Here is an 18,769-nt window from a genome sequence, read left to right on the forward strand (position 1 = left end):
CTTGTACAGATGTTCCGTATAATTGTGCTAATACTTCACGTATGAGGGGTTAAGTTGTATTTTGGGAAGTTAGTTGTAATGTTGATTGTTTGATAATTTTTAAACTCTTTCTTTCAGGATAATTTCGTTTTTTTTGAAATCATCTGTGCACAGAGTTTTTAGTTCTTCAATAGTAGGTGTTTTGATAGAGGATAATCTTCTCGCTTGTTGCATTATCAATTCTTCAAATAAGTTACGAATATATCTTCCATTTGAAAATTGCTTTTTCTCATGCATTGTTTCTCTACTGAGATGTTTTTTTATTTCTACTTTAAGATTATCTGAAATAAAATAATCTTCTTTATCACAAATATTTTGAAGTATATTAAAAAGTTCTTCGTCATTATAGTTTTCAAACATAATAAAGGAGTTGAATCTAGATTTCAGTCCTGGATTAGAATCAAAGAACTTTTCCATAGGTTCTGGATAGCCTGCAACTATAACAACAAGGTCTTGACGATAATCTTCTAATGCTTTTGTTAGTTCTGTAAGACATTCTCGTCCGTATGAATCACTGTGGTCATTTTCTGTTATGCTGTATGCTTCATCAATAAATAATACACCTCCTTTGGCTTTATCTATTACCTCTTTTACCTTTAACGCTGTTTGTCCTTGATAGCCAGCAATGAGGTCTGTTCTTGATACTTCCATAAAGTGCCCTTTTGAAAGTAGTCCAATTTTTTTATATATTCTTCCGACGATTCTTGCAACAGTAGTTTTACCTGTGCCTGCGTTTCCAGTAAAGGCTAAATGCATAGTGTTTTTAGTAGTATGAAGCCCTTCTGCTCTCCTTAATAGTTGTACTTTCTGGAAAGCAATAAGATCATTAACCTTTGATTTTACTTTCTCTAATCCAATCAACGAGTTCAATTGGGTCATTAACTCCTCTAAACTATAGTCTTCTTCCTGATTTGTTTTGTTAGAACAAATATTTTTTAATTCTTTATAGCCATAGTAACTAATAAGTGCGTCTTTTGTTGATATAGCAATTTTTGTAATTTGTGCGTTTTTGTGCTTTGTTGCGTCACTTATGTATCTGCATAAAAGTATTGCTTCGTTTTTGTTATTTTTAATAATTGTTTTTGCACATTCCACAATCTTACCTTTGCTTTGAGTGACAGTATCTAAATACATTGCATTGTCAATCAATTTCTTTTCGTATTTGTTTTCTATCATAATAGTCCTATAATTTGAAGGATATAGTTCGCAATTATTAATCCAGTTGCACTCCCACCAATCCAATATGCAATTTTAAGTTTTTTGTTATATTGTTGATGTAAAAGTGTGTTATCATTTTCAGCCTGTTGGATTAACCTTTCAATTCTCTCAAGTCTGGTATTACCTTGTTTTATAAATAACTCCAGTTTTTCATGCCAGTCAAGTAGGTGTTCTTTATGTTTTTCAACATCAGTCCAGATGCTATCAATATCATTAAGATGCTGATAAGACTCAAGTAAGGTTTGATACTGCTTCCAGTTTTCTATGTTGCTATTAATATGGGCTGTAGTACGATTTATTTTTTCTATAAAATCTTTTAAAGTCGCAACTGTAAGTTCTAATGCTTTAATCGTTTTTTTTATATCACCCTGTGCAGTTGTAGCTTTTGTTGAAGCTTCAAAAGCTTGTTGACTTGCATCTTTAGCTTGATTACTAGCAATTTCTGCAGACTTCACTGCTGTTTTCAGTCCTTGTATATAATCTTGGTCTAAGTAGTCTATTGCATTATAGACTTCTTCTGAGATTTTGAAAAGCCTAGCAAATATCACATTTTGTTTGATCAATGTATCTTGTAATGGTAATACGAGTGATTCATTAATTTCACTTCCAGTTATATTATGATCATTCCATGAAAATATAGAAGCCTCTGTTTTGAATTTCTGTAAGGAAATATTTGGCACATCTTGTGATAGTTCGCGAATTTCGTTTTTCGCATTCTCAAACCTTTTGGATTTTATTATATCGTGTGTCATGTCAATTTATTTGTTTTAAAATATCGGTAATGCTGTCTAAAGTCTCCTCGTTTTCAGATTGATTATTTTCTTCATCCTCAATTATCTCTGCTTCTTCTATTGAGTTTTCATATATCTCTTCGGAGTTACTTTTAATCTTTTCGATTGATTCTTTCATAAAATCTGCACATTCTGTATGTCTTTTCTTAATACTTTCAATAGTTTTATTTTGAGTGTTTTCAACTTTACTCTCATAAACTTTAATTAGTTGTTCTTGCGTTACTAGAATGTCATTTTTTTTATAGAATTGTTGTTGAGTATTGATTGTTTTTAATTTCTTTGCGATAAGTCTGTCTATCTGATTTAATGCTAATGCACCAATAATACCACTAACAAGCGAACCTAAGAACATTCCAATAAGACTAGCAAGAGATCCTATTGCAGGTATGTCGAAAGCAAACACAGGGAAAGTCATTAGCCCTTTCTCAATAGCCTCACTAAGTACAATTGCGCCTCCAGCTGTTAATCCCACAATAACAATTTTGCCTACTTCCATCATCTTAAGACTAAGTGGCATATTTTTGTTAGCTGGATTTTTCAAAAAATCGATAGCTTCTTTTACAGATTTATATCCTTGTTTAAGGAGAATCCATGCTTTCTTAATCATGCCAATAACAGGTCCAAATATAGCAGTGGCAATTGTTGTCACAAAGATGTTGGCTGCATTAAGCAAATGTCCTTTTAAATTTGATACAAAAGATTTTATAGCTGCTTTGACGCTGTCAATGAAGGTACTAAGTTTTCTACTTCCTGAACGGAACCAAGAAATTAATTTGCGAATAATGTCTTTGATAAGAGATGCCAAAAGTCCCATAACGACAGCTCGAAGTGCTTTTCCACCAATACGTATAGCTTCTTTTTTTTGAGATTGTTTACCTGTTTCGATAGAACGTTGCTCTCCTTCTTTCTTCTGTTTCTCAAATTCAGCTCGTGCCTCTTCATCCTTTTCTATATATTTCTTCTTTTGCTCTTCAGATATATCAAATATCTCATCTGGCTTTTGTCCATTTTTATTTGGGGTATCAAGCCAAACTTTTGTAGGATTATCTCCTTTTGAACGATTTTGCCCTGAATCCATTTCATTTAAATTAGCATCACTATTAGCAAATTTGATCTGTTCTTTTTGCGTCATGTGTGCATTTGCTTCTGGATTACGGATTATTTCGCCAGCCGAGACGGTATGATCCATATCTGTACCGCGTTCAACTGAACCTGCAGGTCTCCCTTTATCGAATGCCTTTCTCGCACCAGGAACTAAGGTTGCTTCTTCTTTGCCTGATCTGGTCTGGTGAGTTATAATGTTCCCCTCGTTATCGTGTTGAAAATTATTTTGCCAATCGTCATACCTTTCCTGATAGTCAATTTCATTATTGTGTGTGGCTATTTCTCCAGCAGCGAAATTTTCAGTAGTTTGAATATGAGCCGAATCACGTAGATCAAGCGTTAATCCACGATTTTCTTTGATAAAGTCTTCACCAGCAATAACTCCAACTTGATTGATAAACTGTTCCCAAACGACATTCATCACAGTATGGCCGATAGTGTCAGGATTTCCGATTTTTTCTCTATCTAATTCCAATCCTTTTAAATCTGCCATCTGCTCTTCTAGTTCAGAGTTCAGTTTTTTTTCGAGCTCATCAAAGTTCATGGAATCGCAATCTAATTCAGCCCATTCTTGTAGTTGATTATTCTTATCATTCATTATTATTTACTACTTTTTTATTATTTACAATATATCATATATTCTATTTGTTCAAGCTAAAAGTCTCTTTTGTTTGAGTAAGGATTATTATTTGTTAGGTAGATTATCGTATACTTCCCATATTCCTTTATAAAGTTTTGCCTTTCCTGTCCCTAAACCTAATATTCCAACAGGGTATGTGTGGAAACTTTTGCATTGGGGACATTGTAATGGTGTGGTGAACGCAGTAGCTCTCCATTCAACATCAAGTCCCCAAAACTTTTTAGAACACTCGTTGCACTTAAATCTTGTAAATCCTCTAATCATAATGTGACTTTTATCTGTTTGAAGTTTGTTAGTGAGTTTTAAATAAAATATAAAGTATAAATGCTATTATGGGTGTTATGCACCCACATCCAGCAGACTTTCTTGTTTCATCTTGATTGTACATCCAAATGATATTAATAGCCCACAGAATGAAGATGATGAGCCAATGTTCATCAAAAAGTTGAACATAGCTATGTGCGAAGTCTTCCATTGTCGTTATATTGTTTTTAGTTATGTTTGTATTAGACGAGGATAAAAAAGAAGAAAGGGGACACGGCCCGCTTTATCTTTATTTATCCGGTTCGGTTCTGGAAAACACCTTGGAGTCAAAATAAAGTAAAGACAGTCCATGCCCCCATATAGGATAGGGGCACAGAACCTGCCTAAACTCGATTAGTGACGACTCCTTAGTTGAATTTTCCAGATTTAACCGGGTCGAATAACCTCGTTTGCAAGTTTTGTGCAGTGAATGGCGAGTGATTTGTAGGTCATCCGCCAAATATGGCACAAATATAAGGAAATTGTTAGACATAACAAAATAATATCGAAATAAAGTAAAGAAAAACAAAAATGCCATCTCCGAAGAGAGTGGAGTTATAATCTTGCTTGATATAGGTTGAATCATTTGAAGAGTATGGAAATCTGTCCTGTATTCAACAGAATGAGATATACTTGTTAGACTTCGTTAAGTTTATTTTTGTCCATTTCTTCCCAAATCTTTTTATATATGTTACGGTCGTTGCCGAAAGGGTAAAAGCCGAATATACTTAGACTTGGGATATAAGTGTGTTGGCTGTTACACTTTGGGCAAGGCATTGGGACAGAGAATATTGTTGCATTGTACTCAATGTCTAATGCGCGAAAGGTGTTGTTGCAGTTGTCGCATCTGAAATTTATATAACCTCTGATCATAAGTTTGATGATTTAAATTATAATTCTCAGTCTTGTTGTGAAGGAAGCAACTTCTTTGTAGGGAATGAGTTGTACTATCACAAGTTAATAAAACATAGTTGAAAGGTAGGAACTATTTACTCCTCTATGAACAGGAAAACTCAATTTAACTGGTAGTTGTGAGTAAAGTTGTGCTACAGAGTAATGTAATACCAATCGTTAAGATAAATGTTGTTTTGTTCATAATTTATTAGGTTTTTGTTTCTGTTTGCAAAATAAATATTTAATTGTGAGAGGCACAAAGGATTTAATTTGTATTTTTGCGGAAGAGTAGCTTAAGTGCTGCGATTAGTAATATATGAAGAAAGGAGAACTCAAAATTATAGGAAAGAACTTCGGAATCTTCTTTACAGATTGAGGGTGAAAAGTAGTGTTAATAATAGAAAACGTTTGACAGGACTTGTATCTGTGTAGTATTTGTAGGCAGATAGAAGATGACAAAGCTAAGAATGAGAGATATGAATATAGACGATAAGACTATCAACTTAAGTACTGAGGAGGCTAAGACGTGCGGAAAGTCTGTCAAGACTGATACTGAAGACGAGGCTATAAAGGCAAAACTGAATGCTGTGTATCGGCTTAGACTATTATATAATAGTGGTGAAGAGCTGTGGAAACATATAGGAAAGGCGGGCAGTGGAAACAATTCCTTTGGTCGTGTAGGTGGAAAAGATGCTTTTTTACGCAGAGCCGTGTTTCACGAGTTGGAGCGTGAATGGTATGACGAAACGGGCATTATTCTTAATGGGTTGTTAGATGCTTATGCACAAGCAGCAAAGCTTATGGAGAGGTTTAAGCCTTTGCATGAGGATGAAGACGAGGGTGTGAGGATAGAATGTTGTGAGCAAATCATCAATGTCTGTGTTTTTGATGATGAGATAACAGATGAGCAAGATGCGAAGATGAGGGAACTTCTTCTACGTTTGCAGGAAGAAGATACTTATTGCCTTGCGGTTTTGTTGTTGATGTTGCTTGGCACATTGCCTTTGTCTTTTGATACTCGACAAGGGGATGCGAAGGAGATGAAGGTAAAATACGAGCAGGTTTATAACTTCTTTCTACGTGTATGTCATCGTAATATTCTTTTTGTACAGACGCCAAGGATGACACTTTTTCATAAAGCTTTAAAGGAGTCGGAAGAGAATCTGACACGTATTAGATTGGTTAAGTTTACGGCTGATGTACTTTGCAATCTGTCAATTCTTGCAAGTGCAGAGCAGGTTGCAGAGAATGGTCGGCGTGTTCAGTGGGACCAGTTATATCCTAATCTCGATGGTTATTGGTTGAGTGAGCAGCATAGTGAGCAATGTCCAGACTATTGGCAAGTGGAAGAATTAGCAACAAGCTATCTATTTTGTCATTATTTTCAGAAGGAAGGTGAGGCTGGTAAACTGCATCAGCAAGAGTTCACTGTAAGCTTCTATAGTAATAGTGAGGATTATGCCTGTGTGCAGCATCCCCGTTCTGTCTTGCAGTGGTTGAACAATGAAAAGCTGTCAAAGGATGATATCACTTATCCACACTTTGTTTTTAGGGGAGGAGACAAACCAACGATGATAGCTTTTGAGTCGTTTATGATGGATGTGTCGTGGTTTCGTCCGATGCAATTGATACGTGCAAAAGATGATTGGGTAGCTCCAACTGAAAAGGGAATGGAGGTAGTAAATGATTTTGCAGCCTATTCCTATACTTTCTATCAAGAATTGGAAGCTATAACACCAGATTTTATCTCCGTAAAAGATGAGAATGGGAAGTCATATAGAGTTTCTGTTTCTGAGCATGAAGAGTTAAGAAACTGTACGTTGAATGATGCTATTGGTATTATCACTTGGGCTGATAAACGTTATATAGCATTTGATCATTTGATGTTGTATCTTCCGATAGAAGAATAATAAATTTTATTGCTTTTTACTTCTGGAAATCAGAGTAGTGGAAAATATGTTTAGGTATTTTAGGGTTTTCCCCTCGCTGAGTAGGGAAATATCTTTGTAAGTGTGAAAATATGTAGCTAATTTTGCCAACGTTAAGAATTTGTAAGTTATGAAGAAGTCTTTAATTCTTTCCCTCTCCGCAGCTGTGGTGCTGAGCAGTTGCGATACCTATACAGGGTCAGGTGCTGTAACAGGTGGCTCGTTAGGAAGCATTCTTGGAAGCGCTATTGGTGGTATTGCTGGTGGAGCGAGAGGTTCAGATATAGGTACGATTGTTGGTATGGCTGGTGGTGCTATCATAGGTGCTTCTACAGGAGCAAAGGCTGACAGACGTACGAAAGAGGATGTACACGACCATTATGAGAAGGTACAACAGCGTAAGGCACGTGAAAGAAGGAATCAATCAGGATACGATAATTATAATCAGACAGACGACTATGCACAGCCTAATAGGGTAGATGGAAGCGGTTTTGATAGCACTAACTCTGGCGACGACCGTATTTACGATTTCCAAGGCAGTGATTATACAGGCAGTTACAGTGCGGCACAGCCAAATACAAAGGCACCAGCTGAGTCAAGTGTGGATAAGTTGGCAGGTAATTATCAGTATACTCCAAACATTGAGATAGTTAATGCTCGTTTTGTTGATGACAACCAAGATGGCGTATTATCACGTAATGAGGTAGGTAAGATTATCTTTGAGGTGATGAATCGTGGAAACAAGGCTATCAGTGATGTGCAGCCATCGGTGTTGGAAACAACTGGTAATGCTCATATTTATGTCAGCCCTTCTATCCACATTGAGAGTATTGCACCCGGTAAGGGCGTCCGTTACACAGCACTTGTGAAGGCTGATAAGAAATTAAAGAACGGTATGGCACGATTTGCTTTAACTGTTTTGCAGGGTCAAAAGAGTATAAGCAAAGTGACAGAATTCAATATAAGAACCAGCAAGTAAGATTGTTGATAAACAGAAAACATTAAGAGTCAGCAAATCGTCTTACGGTTTCGATTCTAAAAGGATAAGATTAAATAGAGATTATAAAGATATTATTGTGTAAGTACTAACTACTGATAACTAAAACTTTAAATGACGGAATGGGGCTGTATCATTAAACTGGTGCAGCCTCTATTTCTTTTTAACCCAAATCGTTTATTAGAGGCTAAACATATTTCTACAAACAACTTATTCCTATTAGCCTAATTAGGCTATTTGGTCTAATTGGTCTAATTAGGCTAATAATTTATTATTCTGTCATAATTTTTCACATCATAATTTTGAATACATGCTCTTTTGGCTTCTAAAAGACGCCTAATTAGCTTGCAAAAGATGCCCTTTAAGGCTCTTACTAACGCCCTTTTGAAGTTCAATTAAGCACCTTTTATTTTACTACTTTATAACTAATTGACTTGCTGATGGTTACGAAGCTACTTTGTATATGTGTTTTTGCCGTTAGTTATAGATGTTTTCTTCGAAATTATGTAATGATTTTTCAAACCCTTATCTACATATTTTCGAAGTCTAAAAAGAAATGATTTTTAATGGCATAGGATGATAATAGGATAGATAGTTAACAGTCTTATCCATGTTTTTGTTTGATGAGTAACTATGGTTCTTACGTTAAAGCAATACGAAAAGCGTCCACTCATTTAACAGAAGAACCTTTTTGTGGGGATATCACGGTATTAACGCCCCTCCCTATGGGGGAGGGGATGGGGGAGGAGCAGCTTGCTTATGTCTTATTCCTTTCTATTCAAAGAGTCCAGTCACGCCATCCTTCACACGTTTGAAGAAGTTGGTCCAACTGCTACTTGAATTGTTCTTTGAAGTAGTAGGTTGTGTGGTTGACTTGTTCTGCTGAGCAGTCTGCTGTCGGTTGGTTGCAGCAGGAGTGGTACGGGCTGTCGCCTGACTCTTAGTCTTTGTCGCCTGCTGGTTAGCTGGAGTAGAAGTTTGTACCTGCTTGCGTGTCTCGCTAATGTTTTCTTTCTCCACCTTGCCTTGCTGTAGATTCTTTTTATAATTTAAGTGCGTATCTACTTTGCGCTCAATCTCTTTAGGTTTATCCTCTTCAACCTTTTCCCATTCAGGGATAAACTCATAGCATACGCCAGCAGTACCATATTCAATTTCAGGTATTTCAAGTGTACCATTTGACTCAGAAGGGAATGGTATCTCTGTTTCTTTGCGTACAAGCTCAACCTTCACGTAAGCTACACCACTGGCAAGTGTACCTAATTCGCGTGCAGCAGCATAGGATAAGTCAACGACACGTCCACGAACAAATGGGCCACGATCCGTTACGCGGACAATGACAGACTTACCATTACGAGGATTCGTAATCTTTAGACGTGTACCAAAGGGGAGTGTGCGATGTGCACAAGTAAAAGCATTACGGTCATAACGTTCGCCATTACTCATTCGGCGACCGTGTAATCCGTTACTATAATAAGAAGCTTTACCATCTGACTGTGCTTTTATAGTCAGTGTAAAGACGTTGCATAGCGCAAATAACGCTATAAGGAGAAGTTTGGTTCTATACATATTAATTATTTAGTATCGCCAGCCTTCTCTCATAGAGTTTATTCCCTCTCTGCTATAGAAAGCAGGAGAGGGAATAGAAAGACTGGTCTATTTATACGACACCCTGGGCAAGCATAGCCTTCGCTACCTTCATGAAGCCCGCAATATTGGCGCCCTTAATATAATCGATGTAACCATCAGCCTGCTTGCCATACTTCACGCACTGCTCGTGGATAGAGCTCATGATGTAATGGAGCTTCTGATCAACCTCTTCCGGACTCCATGAGAGACGGAGAGAGTTCTGTGACATTTCGAGACCTGATGTAGCCACACCACCTGCGTTAACAGCCTTACCAGGAGCGAAGAGCTGCTTCGCTGCAGTGAACTTATCAGCAGCCTCTGCTGTACAACCCATATTTGAAACCTCAGCTACGCACAATGGCTTGTAAGCAAGAATCTTGTCGGCATCCTCACCATTAAGCTCGTTCTGAGTAGCACATGGCAAATAGATCTCTGCCTTCTGCTCCCAAGGCTTACGACCCTTGAAGAACTGTGAACCAGGATATTTCTCTGCATATGGCTCACAAACATCATTACCACTGTTACGGAGCTCGAGCATGTACTCGATCTTCTCACCGCTAATGCCTTCTGGGTCATAGATATAACCATCAGGACCACTCAATGTGATAACCTTTGCACCAAGTTCGGTAGCCTTCTTAGCAGCACCCCATGCAACGTTACCGAAACCTGAGATGGCAACAGTCTTACCCTTGATGTCAAGACCGTGAGTCTCCATCATCTGGTGAACGAAGTAGAGTGCACCATAACCTGTAGCCTCTGGACGGAGGATAGATCCACCCCATTCTCTGCCCTTACCTGTGAGCATACCCTGGAACTGGTGAGTCAGCTTACGATACTGACCAAAGAGGTAACCAATTTCACGACCACCAACACCGATATCGCCTGCAGGAACATCCTCGTCAGGACCGATGTGACGATACAACTCGTTCATGAAAGCCTGGCAGAAACGCATGATTTCAGCATCGCTCTTACCACGTGGAGAGAAGTCAGAACCACCTTTACCACCACCCATAGGCAATGTGGTGAGTGCATTCTTGAATGTCTGCTCGAAACCGAGGAACTTCAAGATACTGAGGTTTACTGATGCGTGGAAGCGCAGACCACCCTTGTATGGGCCGATAGCGCCATTAAACTGTACGCGATAACCAATGTTTACCTGTACTTTTCCCTGGTCATCAACCCAAGGTACACGGAATGTGATGATGCGCTCAGGCTCCACAATACGCTCAATAATACTTGCGCGCTCAAACTCTGGGTGCTGATTGTAAACATCCTTTACAGACATGAGTACTTCATGTACGGCCTGTAAATACTCTGACTCACCTGGATGCTTCTGCTCCAGTGCTTGCATGATTTTTTCGACTTCCATAGTAAATTGACTTTTATTTGTTTATGTTAGATAGTATCATTCAGTTCAGAATGGTACGGCAAATATATCCAAATTCTATCAAAAGTCCAAATGAAAATCAAAAATTTTTCATTTTTTTCTTTCTTTTTGGAAGCTACTTAAGTCGCAAAAAATGGTAACCAGTATGCAAAGTAATAAAAAATATATTATTTAAGTTGCGAAAAGATAGGTTGACTTGTATTTATTTTGTATTTTTGTCCAATATTAAGTTTTGGATTATGAGTGAGCAAATTCCTGCAGAATGGGGTAATTTTTACCTAAAAGACGTTAGTTTCGTCAATCTGATGATGCGACGAATCTACAATGTTTTGATTGTAGCTAATCCATACGATGCCTTCATGTTGGAGGATGATGGACGCGTGGAAGAGAAGATCTACAATGAGTATATGGAATTAGGTCTGCGTTATCCGCCAACCTTTACACAGGTGTCTACAACCGAAGAGGCCTCTAAGGTGCTCAATACCGTAGACATTGACCTTGTTATCTGTATGCCGGGTAATGCTGATAATGATGCTTTTGATGTGGCAAGAGCTGTAAAGGCAGAGTTCCCAGTCATCCACTGTGTGGTACTGACTCCCTTCTCTCATGGTATTACAAAGCGTATACAAAACGAAGATCTTAGTATCTTTGATTATGTGTTCTGTTGGTTGGGAAATACCAATCTCATACTTTCTATCATTAAGTTGATGGAGGATAAGATGAATATAGACAATGATATCCATGAGGTTGGTGTACAGATGATATTGCTGGTAGAAGATTCTATCCGTTTCTACTCATCTATTCTACCTAACTTATATAGCTATATTCTCACGCAGAGTCAGAACTTTGCCACTGAAGCCTTGACCCGACACGATGCCTCTTTGCGCCAGCGTGGACGTCCAAAGGTTGTCTTAGCACGTACTTACGAGGAAGCATGGGATATCTATCAACGTTATAAAGACAACTGTTTGGGTGTTATCTCCGATGTAAGATTCCCTATTAATAATGTAGAAGATAAGGGCTCTTCTGCGACAGAAGGGAACATTCCTGTAGTAGAGAAAGATCCAGAGGCAGGCTTAAAACTACTTCGTGCCATAAGGAAAGAAGATGAATATCTCCCTTTGATTATTGAAAGTTCGGAGAGTGAGAACCGTGAAAAGGCTGAGGCAGAAGGTTTCCACTTTGTCGATAAGAACTCGAAGAAGATGAGTGTAGACCTTCGCCACCTACTCGAGGAACACATGGGTTTTGGCGATTTCATTTTCCGTAATCCAGAAACACGTGAGGAGGTGATGCGTATTCGAAGCTTGAAAGAGTTGCAGGATAATATCTTTACGATTCCACGTGACTCTATGCTCTATCATATCTCCCGCAATCACATGAGTCGTTGGCTCTCTGCACGTGCCATTTTCCCAGTTTCTTCCTTCCTAAAAGGTATTACATGGCATAAACTGCAGGATGTAGATATGCACCGACAGATTATCTTTGATGCCATTGTCGCCTATCGAAGGATGCGCAATGTGGGTGTTGTAGCCCTGTTTGATAGACGAAAATTCGACCGATATGCCCATTTTGCTCGTATTGGAGATGGCTCGTTGGGAGGTAAGGGACGTGGCTTGGCTTTCCTTGATAATGTTATTAAACTCCGACCAGACTTCAATCGCTTCCCCAATGCAAAGGTACAGATACCAAAGACAGTCGTTCTTTGTACGGATGTCTTCGATAGCTTTATGGAACAAAACAATCTTTACCAGATTGCTTTGAGTGATGCAAGCGACGAAGAGATACTCCAAGCCTTCCTTCGTGCCCAATTGCCAGATGAATTCATAGGCGACTTCTTTACCTTCTTTGAAGCTACTCGCTCACCAATAGCCGTCCGTTCAAGTTCGTTGTTGGAAGATAGTCACTACCAACCGTTCGCAGGCATCTATTCTACCTATATGATCCCTTATCTTGAGGATAAGTATGAAATGCTCCGAATGTTGGCTTGTGCGATTAAGGCTGTCTATGCATCAGTATATTATCGTGACTCCAAAGCCTATATGACTGCCACAAGTAATGTCATTGATCAGGAGAAGATGGCAGTTATTTTACAGCAGGTTGTCGGTAAGGAGTATGGCGATCATTTCTATCCGAACATCTCTGGTGTGCTTCGCTCTCTCAACTATTATCCGATAGGAGAAGAGAAAGCAGAGGAAGGTATTGCCTCTTTGGCATTGGGATTAGGTAAGTATATTGTTGATGGTGGGCAGACGCTGCGTGTTTGTCCGTTCCATCCGCATCAAGTCTTACAGATGAGCGAAATGGAAATAGCCTTGCGCGAAACCCAAACTCAGTTCTATGCTCTCGACATGAAGCATATCAGTGAGGACTTTAAGGTAGATGACGGCTTTAATATCCTCAAACTACGTGCGAAAGATGCAGAGGCTGACGGCAGTCTACAATATATCACCTCCACTTATTCTCCCGAAGACCATGCTATTTATGATGGACTCTACGAAGGAGGAAGAAAGGTTATCTCTTTCTGTGGTGTCCTCCAACAGGACGTCTTTCCACTACCAGAGTTGTTACAAATGGCAATGACATACGGTGCTGAGGCTATGCGTCGCCCTGTGGAGATAGAGTTTGCTGTTAATTTGAATGATGACCGTACGGGTGAATTATATCTCCTGCAGATTCGTCCAATCGTTGATTCTAAACAGATGTTAGACGAAGATCTCACGACTATTCCTGATGATCAATGTCTCTTGCGGAGTCATAACTCTTTGGGACATGGCGTTTCAGACGATGTACAAGATGTTGTGTATGTAAAGACCGACAGTTCTTTTACAGCATCTAACAACCCAACTATTGCTGATGAGATAGAACGGATAAACCGCAAGTTCCTTGATACTGACAAAAATTATGTGCTCATTGGTCCTGGCCGTTGGGGTTCAAGCGACCCTTGGTTGGGTATTCCTGTGAAGTGGCCACATATCTCGGCAGCCCGTGTCATCGTTGAGGAGGGACTGGAACACTATCGTGTAGATCCAAGTCAGGGAACACATTTCTTTCAAAATCTCACCTCTTTCGGTGTAGGCTACTTTACTATCAATCCTTATAAGGAAGATGGATTCTATCAGCGCAGTGTACTTGATGCTCTTCCAGCTGTGGAAGAAACTCAGTGGGTACGCCATGTTCGTTTCCCAAATCCATTAAAGATAATGATGGATGGTAAGAAACAAGAAGCCCTTATCATGCTTCCTCAAGAGGAAAAGGAGTAGACATCCTCTCTAAGAAAGGGTATGATTCTATAAAAGTAAAGCCATCATCTACGATTTTTGTCCGTGGGTGATGGCTTTATTGATTTCTGATCTTCTTTTATGCAAAATATTTTGACTCGGTAAAAAAGGTTGCAGAATATCTATTACCAGGAATTGAGATTTATAGCAAATACATTATATCAAAGGACTTTGAATGGAGTTTTACCATAGATGACAAAGACTTTCAGCCACTATTCAATGAATTGAACAAATATATCATGGGACCAACTTTCAGATGGCATAGGCTAATGGAGAAAGCAGCAGTATGAAGAAATATTATAAGAAAAACAAATAAAGTATTATAAACTAAACATTTTATTGTATATTTGTACCACAAAAGATACATTATGACAAGATTTACCAAAGCCAACTGGATGACCAGAGCACTGCAAGAGAAGTTGAACGTAGTGGGTGAGCAGTTTCGCCTCGCCCGATTACGAAGAGACCTGACGATGGATCAGGTGGCACAACGTGCGCAATGCACAAGGCTTACCCTCGCACGTTTGGAAAAGGGAGAGCCTACCGTGTCGCTCGGTGTAGTAATGCGTGTACTCAATGCCTTACAGCTCGAAGATGATATTCTCCATTTGGCTAAAGACGATGAGTTGGGGCACATGATACAAGACTTAGGCGTTAAGAATAAGAAACGAGCTTCTAAAAGATAGCACATGGAAAAATTAGATGTGATAGCCAGTTTCGACTGGATGGATAAGGAAGAAAAGGTGGGCACTCTTGGACATGAATATCTAAGAGGCTCTGACGTGTTTTCTTTTGAGTTTGATAAAAACTGGCTCAAAACCTTTCCTAAAATTGACTTTGGGCAAGACCTCCGCCCATATCCTGGGGTACAATATAGCCGAGATAACCACATCTTCGGTTGTTTTTCTGATGCTCTCCCTGACAGATGGGGACGACGACTGATAGACTTGCGTACTTCATTAGAGACAGAAGGGAAAGCAAGCCATGCCTTATCTGATTGGAATTATCTTAAAGGCGTGGAAGATGAGCTGCGTATGGGTGGTTTTCGCTTTCAGGATCCAGATAGCGGAGCATTTATCAGCTCTACACTCAGTTACAGCGTTCCGCCTGTCATACAGATTGACGAACTTTTACAAGCTGCTAAGGAGATTGAGAAAAGCGAATATAAACATTTGAAGCCTGAAAAGAAATGGGTACAAAGGCTTTTCCAACCTGGTTCCTCAATGGGTGGCGCACGCCCAAAGGCTTGTGTCCAAAGTGGCGGTCATCTTTATCTTGCCAAATTTCCTTCCATCAATGACGACGTCAACGTATCTCGATGGGAACACTTCGCACATCTGATGGCTAAGGAATGTGGTATCAATGTAGCTGAAACAAAAGTAATTAAGGCTGGCACTGGCCAGGATATACTATTATCTAAGAGGTTTGATAGGACCGAAGACAACAAGAGAATCCACATGGCTTCTTCCCTTACCGTTCTCGGACTCACTGATGGCGACGGACAAAGAACAGGAAAAGGCTATTTGGATATTGTGGACTTTATCATTTCAGGAGGTGGTAACCACATTGAGACTAATTTAGAAGAGCTATACAAGCGAGTAGCCTTTAATATCTGCATTGGCAATACCGACGATCACTTTAGAAATCATTCGTTCCTGCTTGGTAAGGAAGGTTGGGAGTTGTCCCCTGCTTACGACATAAATCCAACAAACAGTTTGTTTCAGGCATTGCTTATTGATGCTAATTCGAACGACAGTTCTCTCAATAGTCTTTATAATGCTCATGAGTTTTATATGCTGGATGAAACGACAGCAAGAGGTATTATCAAGGACGTAACAAGGAACATGAAGTACTGGGAGAATATGGCAGAGGATTTAGGGCTTCCCCGACGAGAAATAACACACTTTACGAATCGTTTTGAACAAGGTATGGAATTTCAATATGGGTCAGGACTTTGTCGGTGAGGTTAAAAGAGGGAGATATTCCATCTGTTTTCCTTTAGCTTATACAGTATAAGAGCATGATGTTTTCATGAAAATAATTCAGCAAAGCTTGTGTTTGGAGTTAAAACATAATGTTTTTAATACAACTTCTGCTTACCAGTTGAGAGCATTTCAATGGTTTTGAAGCGGATGCTATGCGGCATTTCTGCCCGTGACAGTTGTGGGCGGAGCCAGTTGAGGAGTGTTGCCTCTGTTAGTGTTGCCTTTGGTGTACATTCTATTTCTGTGTGGATGACATTGCCAAAGTTAGGGTCGGGAACGGTAAAGGCACGTGCAGCAATAATCATAGGGTGGGAGAGAAGTACCTGTTCGATGTGTTCGGGCTGAACGTTCTCACCTCCACAGACCACCATTCGGTCGGCTCTCCCATGATGAAAGAAGTAACCTTCGCTATTCTGTGAGACTAAATCGCCTGTGTTTTGCCATTGATTTCGTAGTCCTCGCATTGCCCAACGAGAACGAACCCAAAGTGTTCCTATCCCTTGACGATTACAGTCTTTTACCTTACAGTCGACTCCTCGAATAGGTTTCCCTAAGGTAGTCTCTTTGAAAGAAGCTAATTCTTTGGGATTAGCAAGCATAAAGAATCCTGCTTCAGACGTACCATATAGGTTAAAGATTAACTCTCCTATTTCTTTATGGGTCGTGTCGATGAGGCTTTTAGGAAGTTTATCACCACCGCTTATAAGACAACGTAGACTCTTCATCTTCTCCTTTGCATTTTCAATCTGCCAAAAACGAGCGAGCATAGCAGGAACAATCGGCATGACTTCAATCTTTTCTTGCTGGATAATAGCTAAAGTCTGGAGCGCATCAAAGCGTTTTTGCAGACATATCTTCTTACCCATAAGCAAGGAGATGATAAGCGTTGAAAGTCCAAAACCATGGTAGAAGGGCAGGGATATCAGCACACGCTCATATTGATAGATTCTAATGTCACGCAGTAAGGCAAACAATGGAGCGAGAAAAGAGGTGACAGAAGGACGGCGGGCAATACTCTTAAAGTTGCCACTTGCTCCTCCAGAGTGAATGACGATTTCGCTTCCTCGCCAGATTTTAGGGAGTTTTCTTTTCTTTGTTAGAGAAGTCTTATGTAAAAGGATGTCATTAAGCCTCTCTGTTGTAACAGCTATGCAGGGAAGTTCCGTAGGTATCTGTTTGAGGTCTGAATCATATATAATAAGGTGGTAATGGTGCTTCTGCAAATCAGCTGTTATCTGTTCTGTTCCCAAGTCGGTGCTTAATAAGGTAGTGCGAATGCCCAATCGTGAAAGTGCATGCAGTAGGAGAGTCAAAATAAGACTGTTACGTCCAAGCAAAGCCACACTCATTTCAGGTTGGAGGTGATATTCCGTGTGAAGAATCTCAGCGAGTTGATGCGTACGGATATAGAGTTCTTGATAGCATAGAGATTGCTTCTCGTCAGTGATAGCACAACGATGCGGATAGAAATGAGCCGCAAAACGGAGCAACGCCATTAGGCTGATGCCTTCATAGATGAGGCTTTTAGCCCACACAAATATGCCCTTTGGTGAGATTATGTGTAAGCGATAGAGGATAGAAAGGATAGCTTCATTCTTTCTTCTCATGGCAATCGCTTATAATATAGGTGAATAATCGGAGCAAAGAGATAGGCTATTGGGGCTGAAAACTTTGCCCACCAAGGTTTATAAGTCCTGACCTTCCGTATAGCAAGTTTCAATAGAATATTGGCTGCATCAGCTGGTGTGTATGCAGGTAAGTGCTTGTATTGTTCGTTGACATCCGACATCGCAGTGTGAACCAAGGGTAAATAAGCTATCTGCACGTGAACACCTAACAGTGCAAACTCGCTGTCTGCCGTTTCGCACCATGTGTTTGCTGCACTTTTTGAGGCATGATAAGCCGACCAGCCCGGTGCCATTGGGTAGAGCGTACTCACTGATGAAGAATAGATGATATGCCCTTTGCTTGCCTTCAAGGCAGGTAAGATAGCCAGTGACAACGCAACCAAGGAACGATAGTTGAGGTCCAACGTACGGTCATAGTCGTGTAGGCGGTCCTGCGCATCATTGATCTTGCGATGGATAGATTTACCCGCATTGCAAAAGAAGTAATCCAACTGCGGTGGTGTTTCCCTTAGTTTTTGGCAAAGCTGCTTCAGTTTTTCCCTGTCTCTTAGGTCTATTGCGCAGTAGTCTGCACTGCTACCCATTTGCTTAGCTTTGGCACATAAGAGGCGTAAGTCCGCTTCACTTCGAGCAATGAGAAAGACATTTGCACCTGCACTAATTAGTTTTTCGGTTAATGCTCTCCCTATTCCATGCGATGCACCCGTCACAAGTACCCACTTCCCAGAGAAGTGTTCTCTTGTAATGTCAGGTGAAAGACTTATGGTTGGGTAAGCCAATGCACCTCCAATAGCTATTATCTTTTTTCTGAGAGACGTCATCATAACTATTTTCTAACGATTAGACGTGCTTGTTTTGATAACCAATAGCGATGTGATTAATGCTCCGCACATCATGTGTTAAGCATGAGCACCATGTGTGTTGGGCATCCGCACATCATGTGCT

At 39.8% G+C, this 18,769-nt stretch carries 12 protein-coding genes; 5 read left to right on the plus strand and 7 right to left on the minus strand.

What is annotated here, in order from left to right; genetic code table 11:
• Positions 1-99: 99 nt before the first annotated feature.
• From HMPREF0659_RS01775 to HMPREF0659_RS01785, 3 genes are read right to left on the minus strand one after another with little or no spacing between them, the layout of a single operon-like run.
• Positions 100-1,215, minus strand: coding sequence for an AAA family ATPase (locus tag HMPREF0659_RS01775; protein WP_013263921.1), 1,116 nt, complete (start codon positions 1,213-1,215; stop codon positions 100-102).
• Entirely contained in the window at positions 1,212-2,009 is a 798-nt protein-coding gene (locus tag HMPREF0659_RS01780; RefSeq protein WP_013264691.1) for a hypothetical protein, read from the minus strand. Before HMPREF0659_RS01780 ends, HMPREF0659_RS01775 begins: the two co-directional genes overlap by 4 nt.
• A 1-nt stretch (position 2,010) precedes the next feature.
• Positions 2,011-3,750: an AI-2E family transporter gene (locus tag HMPREF0659_RS01785; RefSeq protein WP_013263845.1), complete on the minus strand. Its 1,740-nt coding sequence runs from the start codon at positions 3,748-3,750 to the stop codon at positions 2,011-2,013.
• Between the two features lie 1,691 nt (positions 3,751-5,441).
• Here HMPREF0659_RS01785 and HMPREF0659_RS01800 point away from each other — a divergent pair.
• Entirely contained in the window at positions 5,442-6,899 is a 1,458-nt protein-coding gene (locus HMPREF0659_RS01800; protein ID WP_013263893.1) for a hypothetical protein, read from the plus strand.
• A gap of 148 nt (positions 6,900-7,047) precedes the next feature.
• Positions 7,048-7,896: a hypothetical protein gene (locus tag HMPREF0659_RS01805; protein ID WP_013264469.1), complete on the plus strand. Its 849-nt coding sequence runs from the start codon at positions 7,048-7,050 to the stop codon at positions 7,894-7,896.
• Between the two features lie 792 nt (positions 7,897-8,688).
• Here the strand turns inward: HMPREF0659_RS01805 and HMPREF0659_RS01810 are convergent.
• Both HMPREF0659_RS01810 and gdhA read right to left on the minus strand, forming a co-directional pair.
• Entirely contained in the window at positions 8,689-9,483 is a 795-nt protein-coding gene (locus HMPREF0659_RS01810) for a septal ring lytic transglycosylase RlpA family protein (RefSeq protein ID WP_013264352.1), read from the minus strand.
• 91 nt (positions 9,484-9,574) lie between these two features.
• Positions 9,575-10,912 (minus strand): NADP-specific glutamate dehydrogenase, encoded by a 1,338-nt coding sequence (gene gdhA / locus HMPREF0659_RS01815; RefSeq protein ID WP_013263955.1) that lies wholly within the window; start codon positions 10,910-10,912, stop codon positions 9,575-9,577.
• Between the two features lie 257 nt (positions 10,913-11,169).
• On the opposite strand from gdhA, the gene HMPREF0659_RS01820 reads away from it, so the two are divergent.
• The 3 genes from HMPREF0659_RS01820 (at position 11,170) to HMPREF0659_RS01830 (ending at position 16,175) form a co-directional block, all read left to right on the plus strand.
• Positions 11,170-14,193 carry a PEP/pyruvate-binding domain-containing protein gene (locus tag HMPREF0659_RS01820; protein ID WP_013264994.1) on the plus strand — a complete coding sequence of 1,008 codons (3,024 nt, stop codon included), beginning with the start codon at positions 11,170-11,172 and terminating at the stop codon, positions 14,191-14,193.
• Between the two features lie 386 nt (positions 14,194-14,579).
• Complete coding sequence (locus tag HMPREF0659_RS01825; protein ID WP_013263999.1) at positions 14,580-14,897, plus strand: helix-turn-helix domain-containing protein; 318 nt, start codon at positions 14,580-14,582, stop codon at positions 14,895-14,897.
• A 3-nt stretch (positions 14,898-14,900) separates the two neighbouring features.
• Positions 14,901-16,175 (plus strand): type II toxin-antitoxin system HipA family toxin, encoded by a 1,275-nt coding sequence (locus HMPREF0659_RS01830; RefSeq protein ID WP_013264984.1) that lies wholly within the window; start codon positions 14,901-14,903, stop codon positions 16,173-16,175.
• 116 nt (positions 16,176-16,291) lie between these two features.
• Here HMPREF0659_RS01830 and HMPREF0659_RS01835 read toward each other — a convergent pair whose 3' ends face one another.
• On the minus strand, positions 16,292-17,803 hold the full coding sequence (locus HMPREF0659_RS01835) for a class I adenylate-forming enzyme family protein (RefSeq protein ID WP_013264325.1): 1,512 nt from the start codon (positions 17,801-17,803) through the stop codon (positions 16,292-16,294).
• Positions 17,800-18,648, minus strand: coding sequence for an SDR family NAD(P)-dependent oxidoreductase (locus HMPREF0659_RS01840; RefSeq protein WP_044045819.1), 849 nt, complete (start codon positions 18,646-18,648; stop codon positions 17,800-17,802). The genes HMPREF0659_RS01835 and HMPREF0659_RS01840 overlap by 4 nt, the downstream gene beginning before the upstream one ends.
• Positions 18,649-18,769: the final 121 nt, after the last annotated feature.

It is taken from the genome of Prevotella melaninogenica ATCC 25845, assembly GCF_000144405.1.
Lineage (GTDB): Bacteria > Bacteroidota > Bacteroidia > Bacteroidales > Bacteroidaceae > Prevotella > Prevotella melaninogenica.

Bases quoted from the DNA above. Each gene is read 5' to 3' on its own strand.
- HMPREF0659_RS01800 (WP_013263893.1), top strand. From the start codon at position 5,442: ATGACAAAGCTAAGAATGAGAGATATGAATATAGACGATAAGACTATC.
- HMPREF0659_RS01810 (WP_013264352.1), bottom strand. From the start codon at position 9,483: ATGTATAGAACCAAACTTCTCCTTATAGCGTTATTTGCGCTATGCAAC.
- HMPREF0659_RS01775 (WP_013263921.1), bottom strand. From the start codon at position 1,215: ATGATAGAAAACAAATACGAAAAGAAATTGATTGACAATGCAATGTAT.
- HMPREF0659_RS01785 (WP_013263845.1), bottom strand. From the start codon at position 3,750: ATGAATGATAAGAATAATCAACTACAAGAATGGGCTGAATTAGATTGC.
- HMPREF0659_RS01830 (WP_013264984.1), top strand. From the start codon at position 14,901: ATGGAAAAATTAGATGTGATAGCCAGTTTCGACTGGATGGATAAGGAA.
- HMPREF0659_RS01840 (WP_044045819.1), bottom strand. From the start codon at position 18,648: ATGATGACGTCTCTCAGAAAAAAGATAATAGCTATTGGAGGTGCATTG.
- HMPREF0659_RS01820 (WP_013264994.1), top strand. From the start codon at position 11,170: ATGAGTGAGCAAATTCCTGCAGAATGGGGTAATTTTTACCTAAAAGAC.
- HMPREF0659_RS01780 (WP_013264691.1), bottom strand. From the start codon at position 2,009: ATGACACACGATATAATAAAATCCAAAAGGTTTGAGAATGCGAAAAAC.
- HMPREF0659_RS01805 (WP_013264469.1), top strand. From the start codon at position 7,048: ATGAAGAAGTCTTTAATTCTTTCCCTCTCCGCAGCTGTGGTGCTGAGC.
- HMPREF0659_RS01825 (WP_013263999.1), top strand. From the start codon at position 14,580: ATGACAAGATTTACCAAAGCCAACTGGATGACCAGAGCACTGCAAGAG.
- gdhA (WP_013263955.1), bottom strand. From the start codon at position 10,912: ATGGAAGTCGAAAAAATCATGCAAGCACTGGAGCAGAAGCATCCAGGT.
- HMPREF0659_RS01835 (WP_013264325.1), bottom strand. From the start codon at position 17,803: ATGAGAAGAAAGAATGAAGCTATCCTTTCTATCCTCTATCGCTTACAC.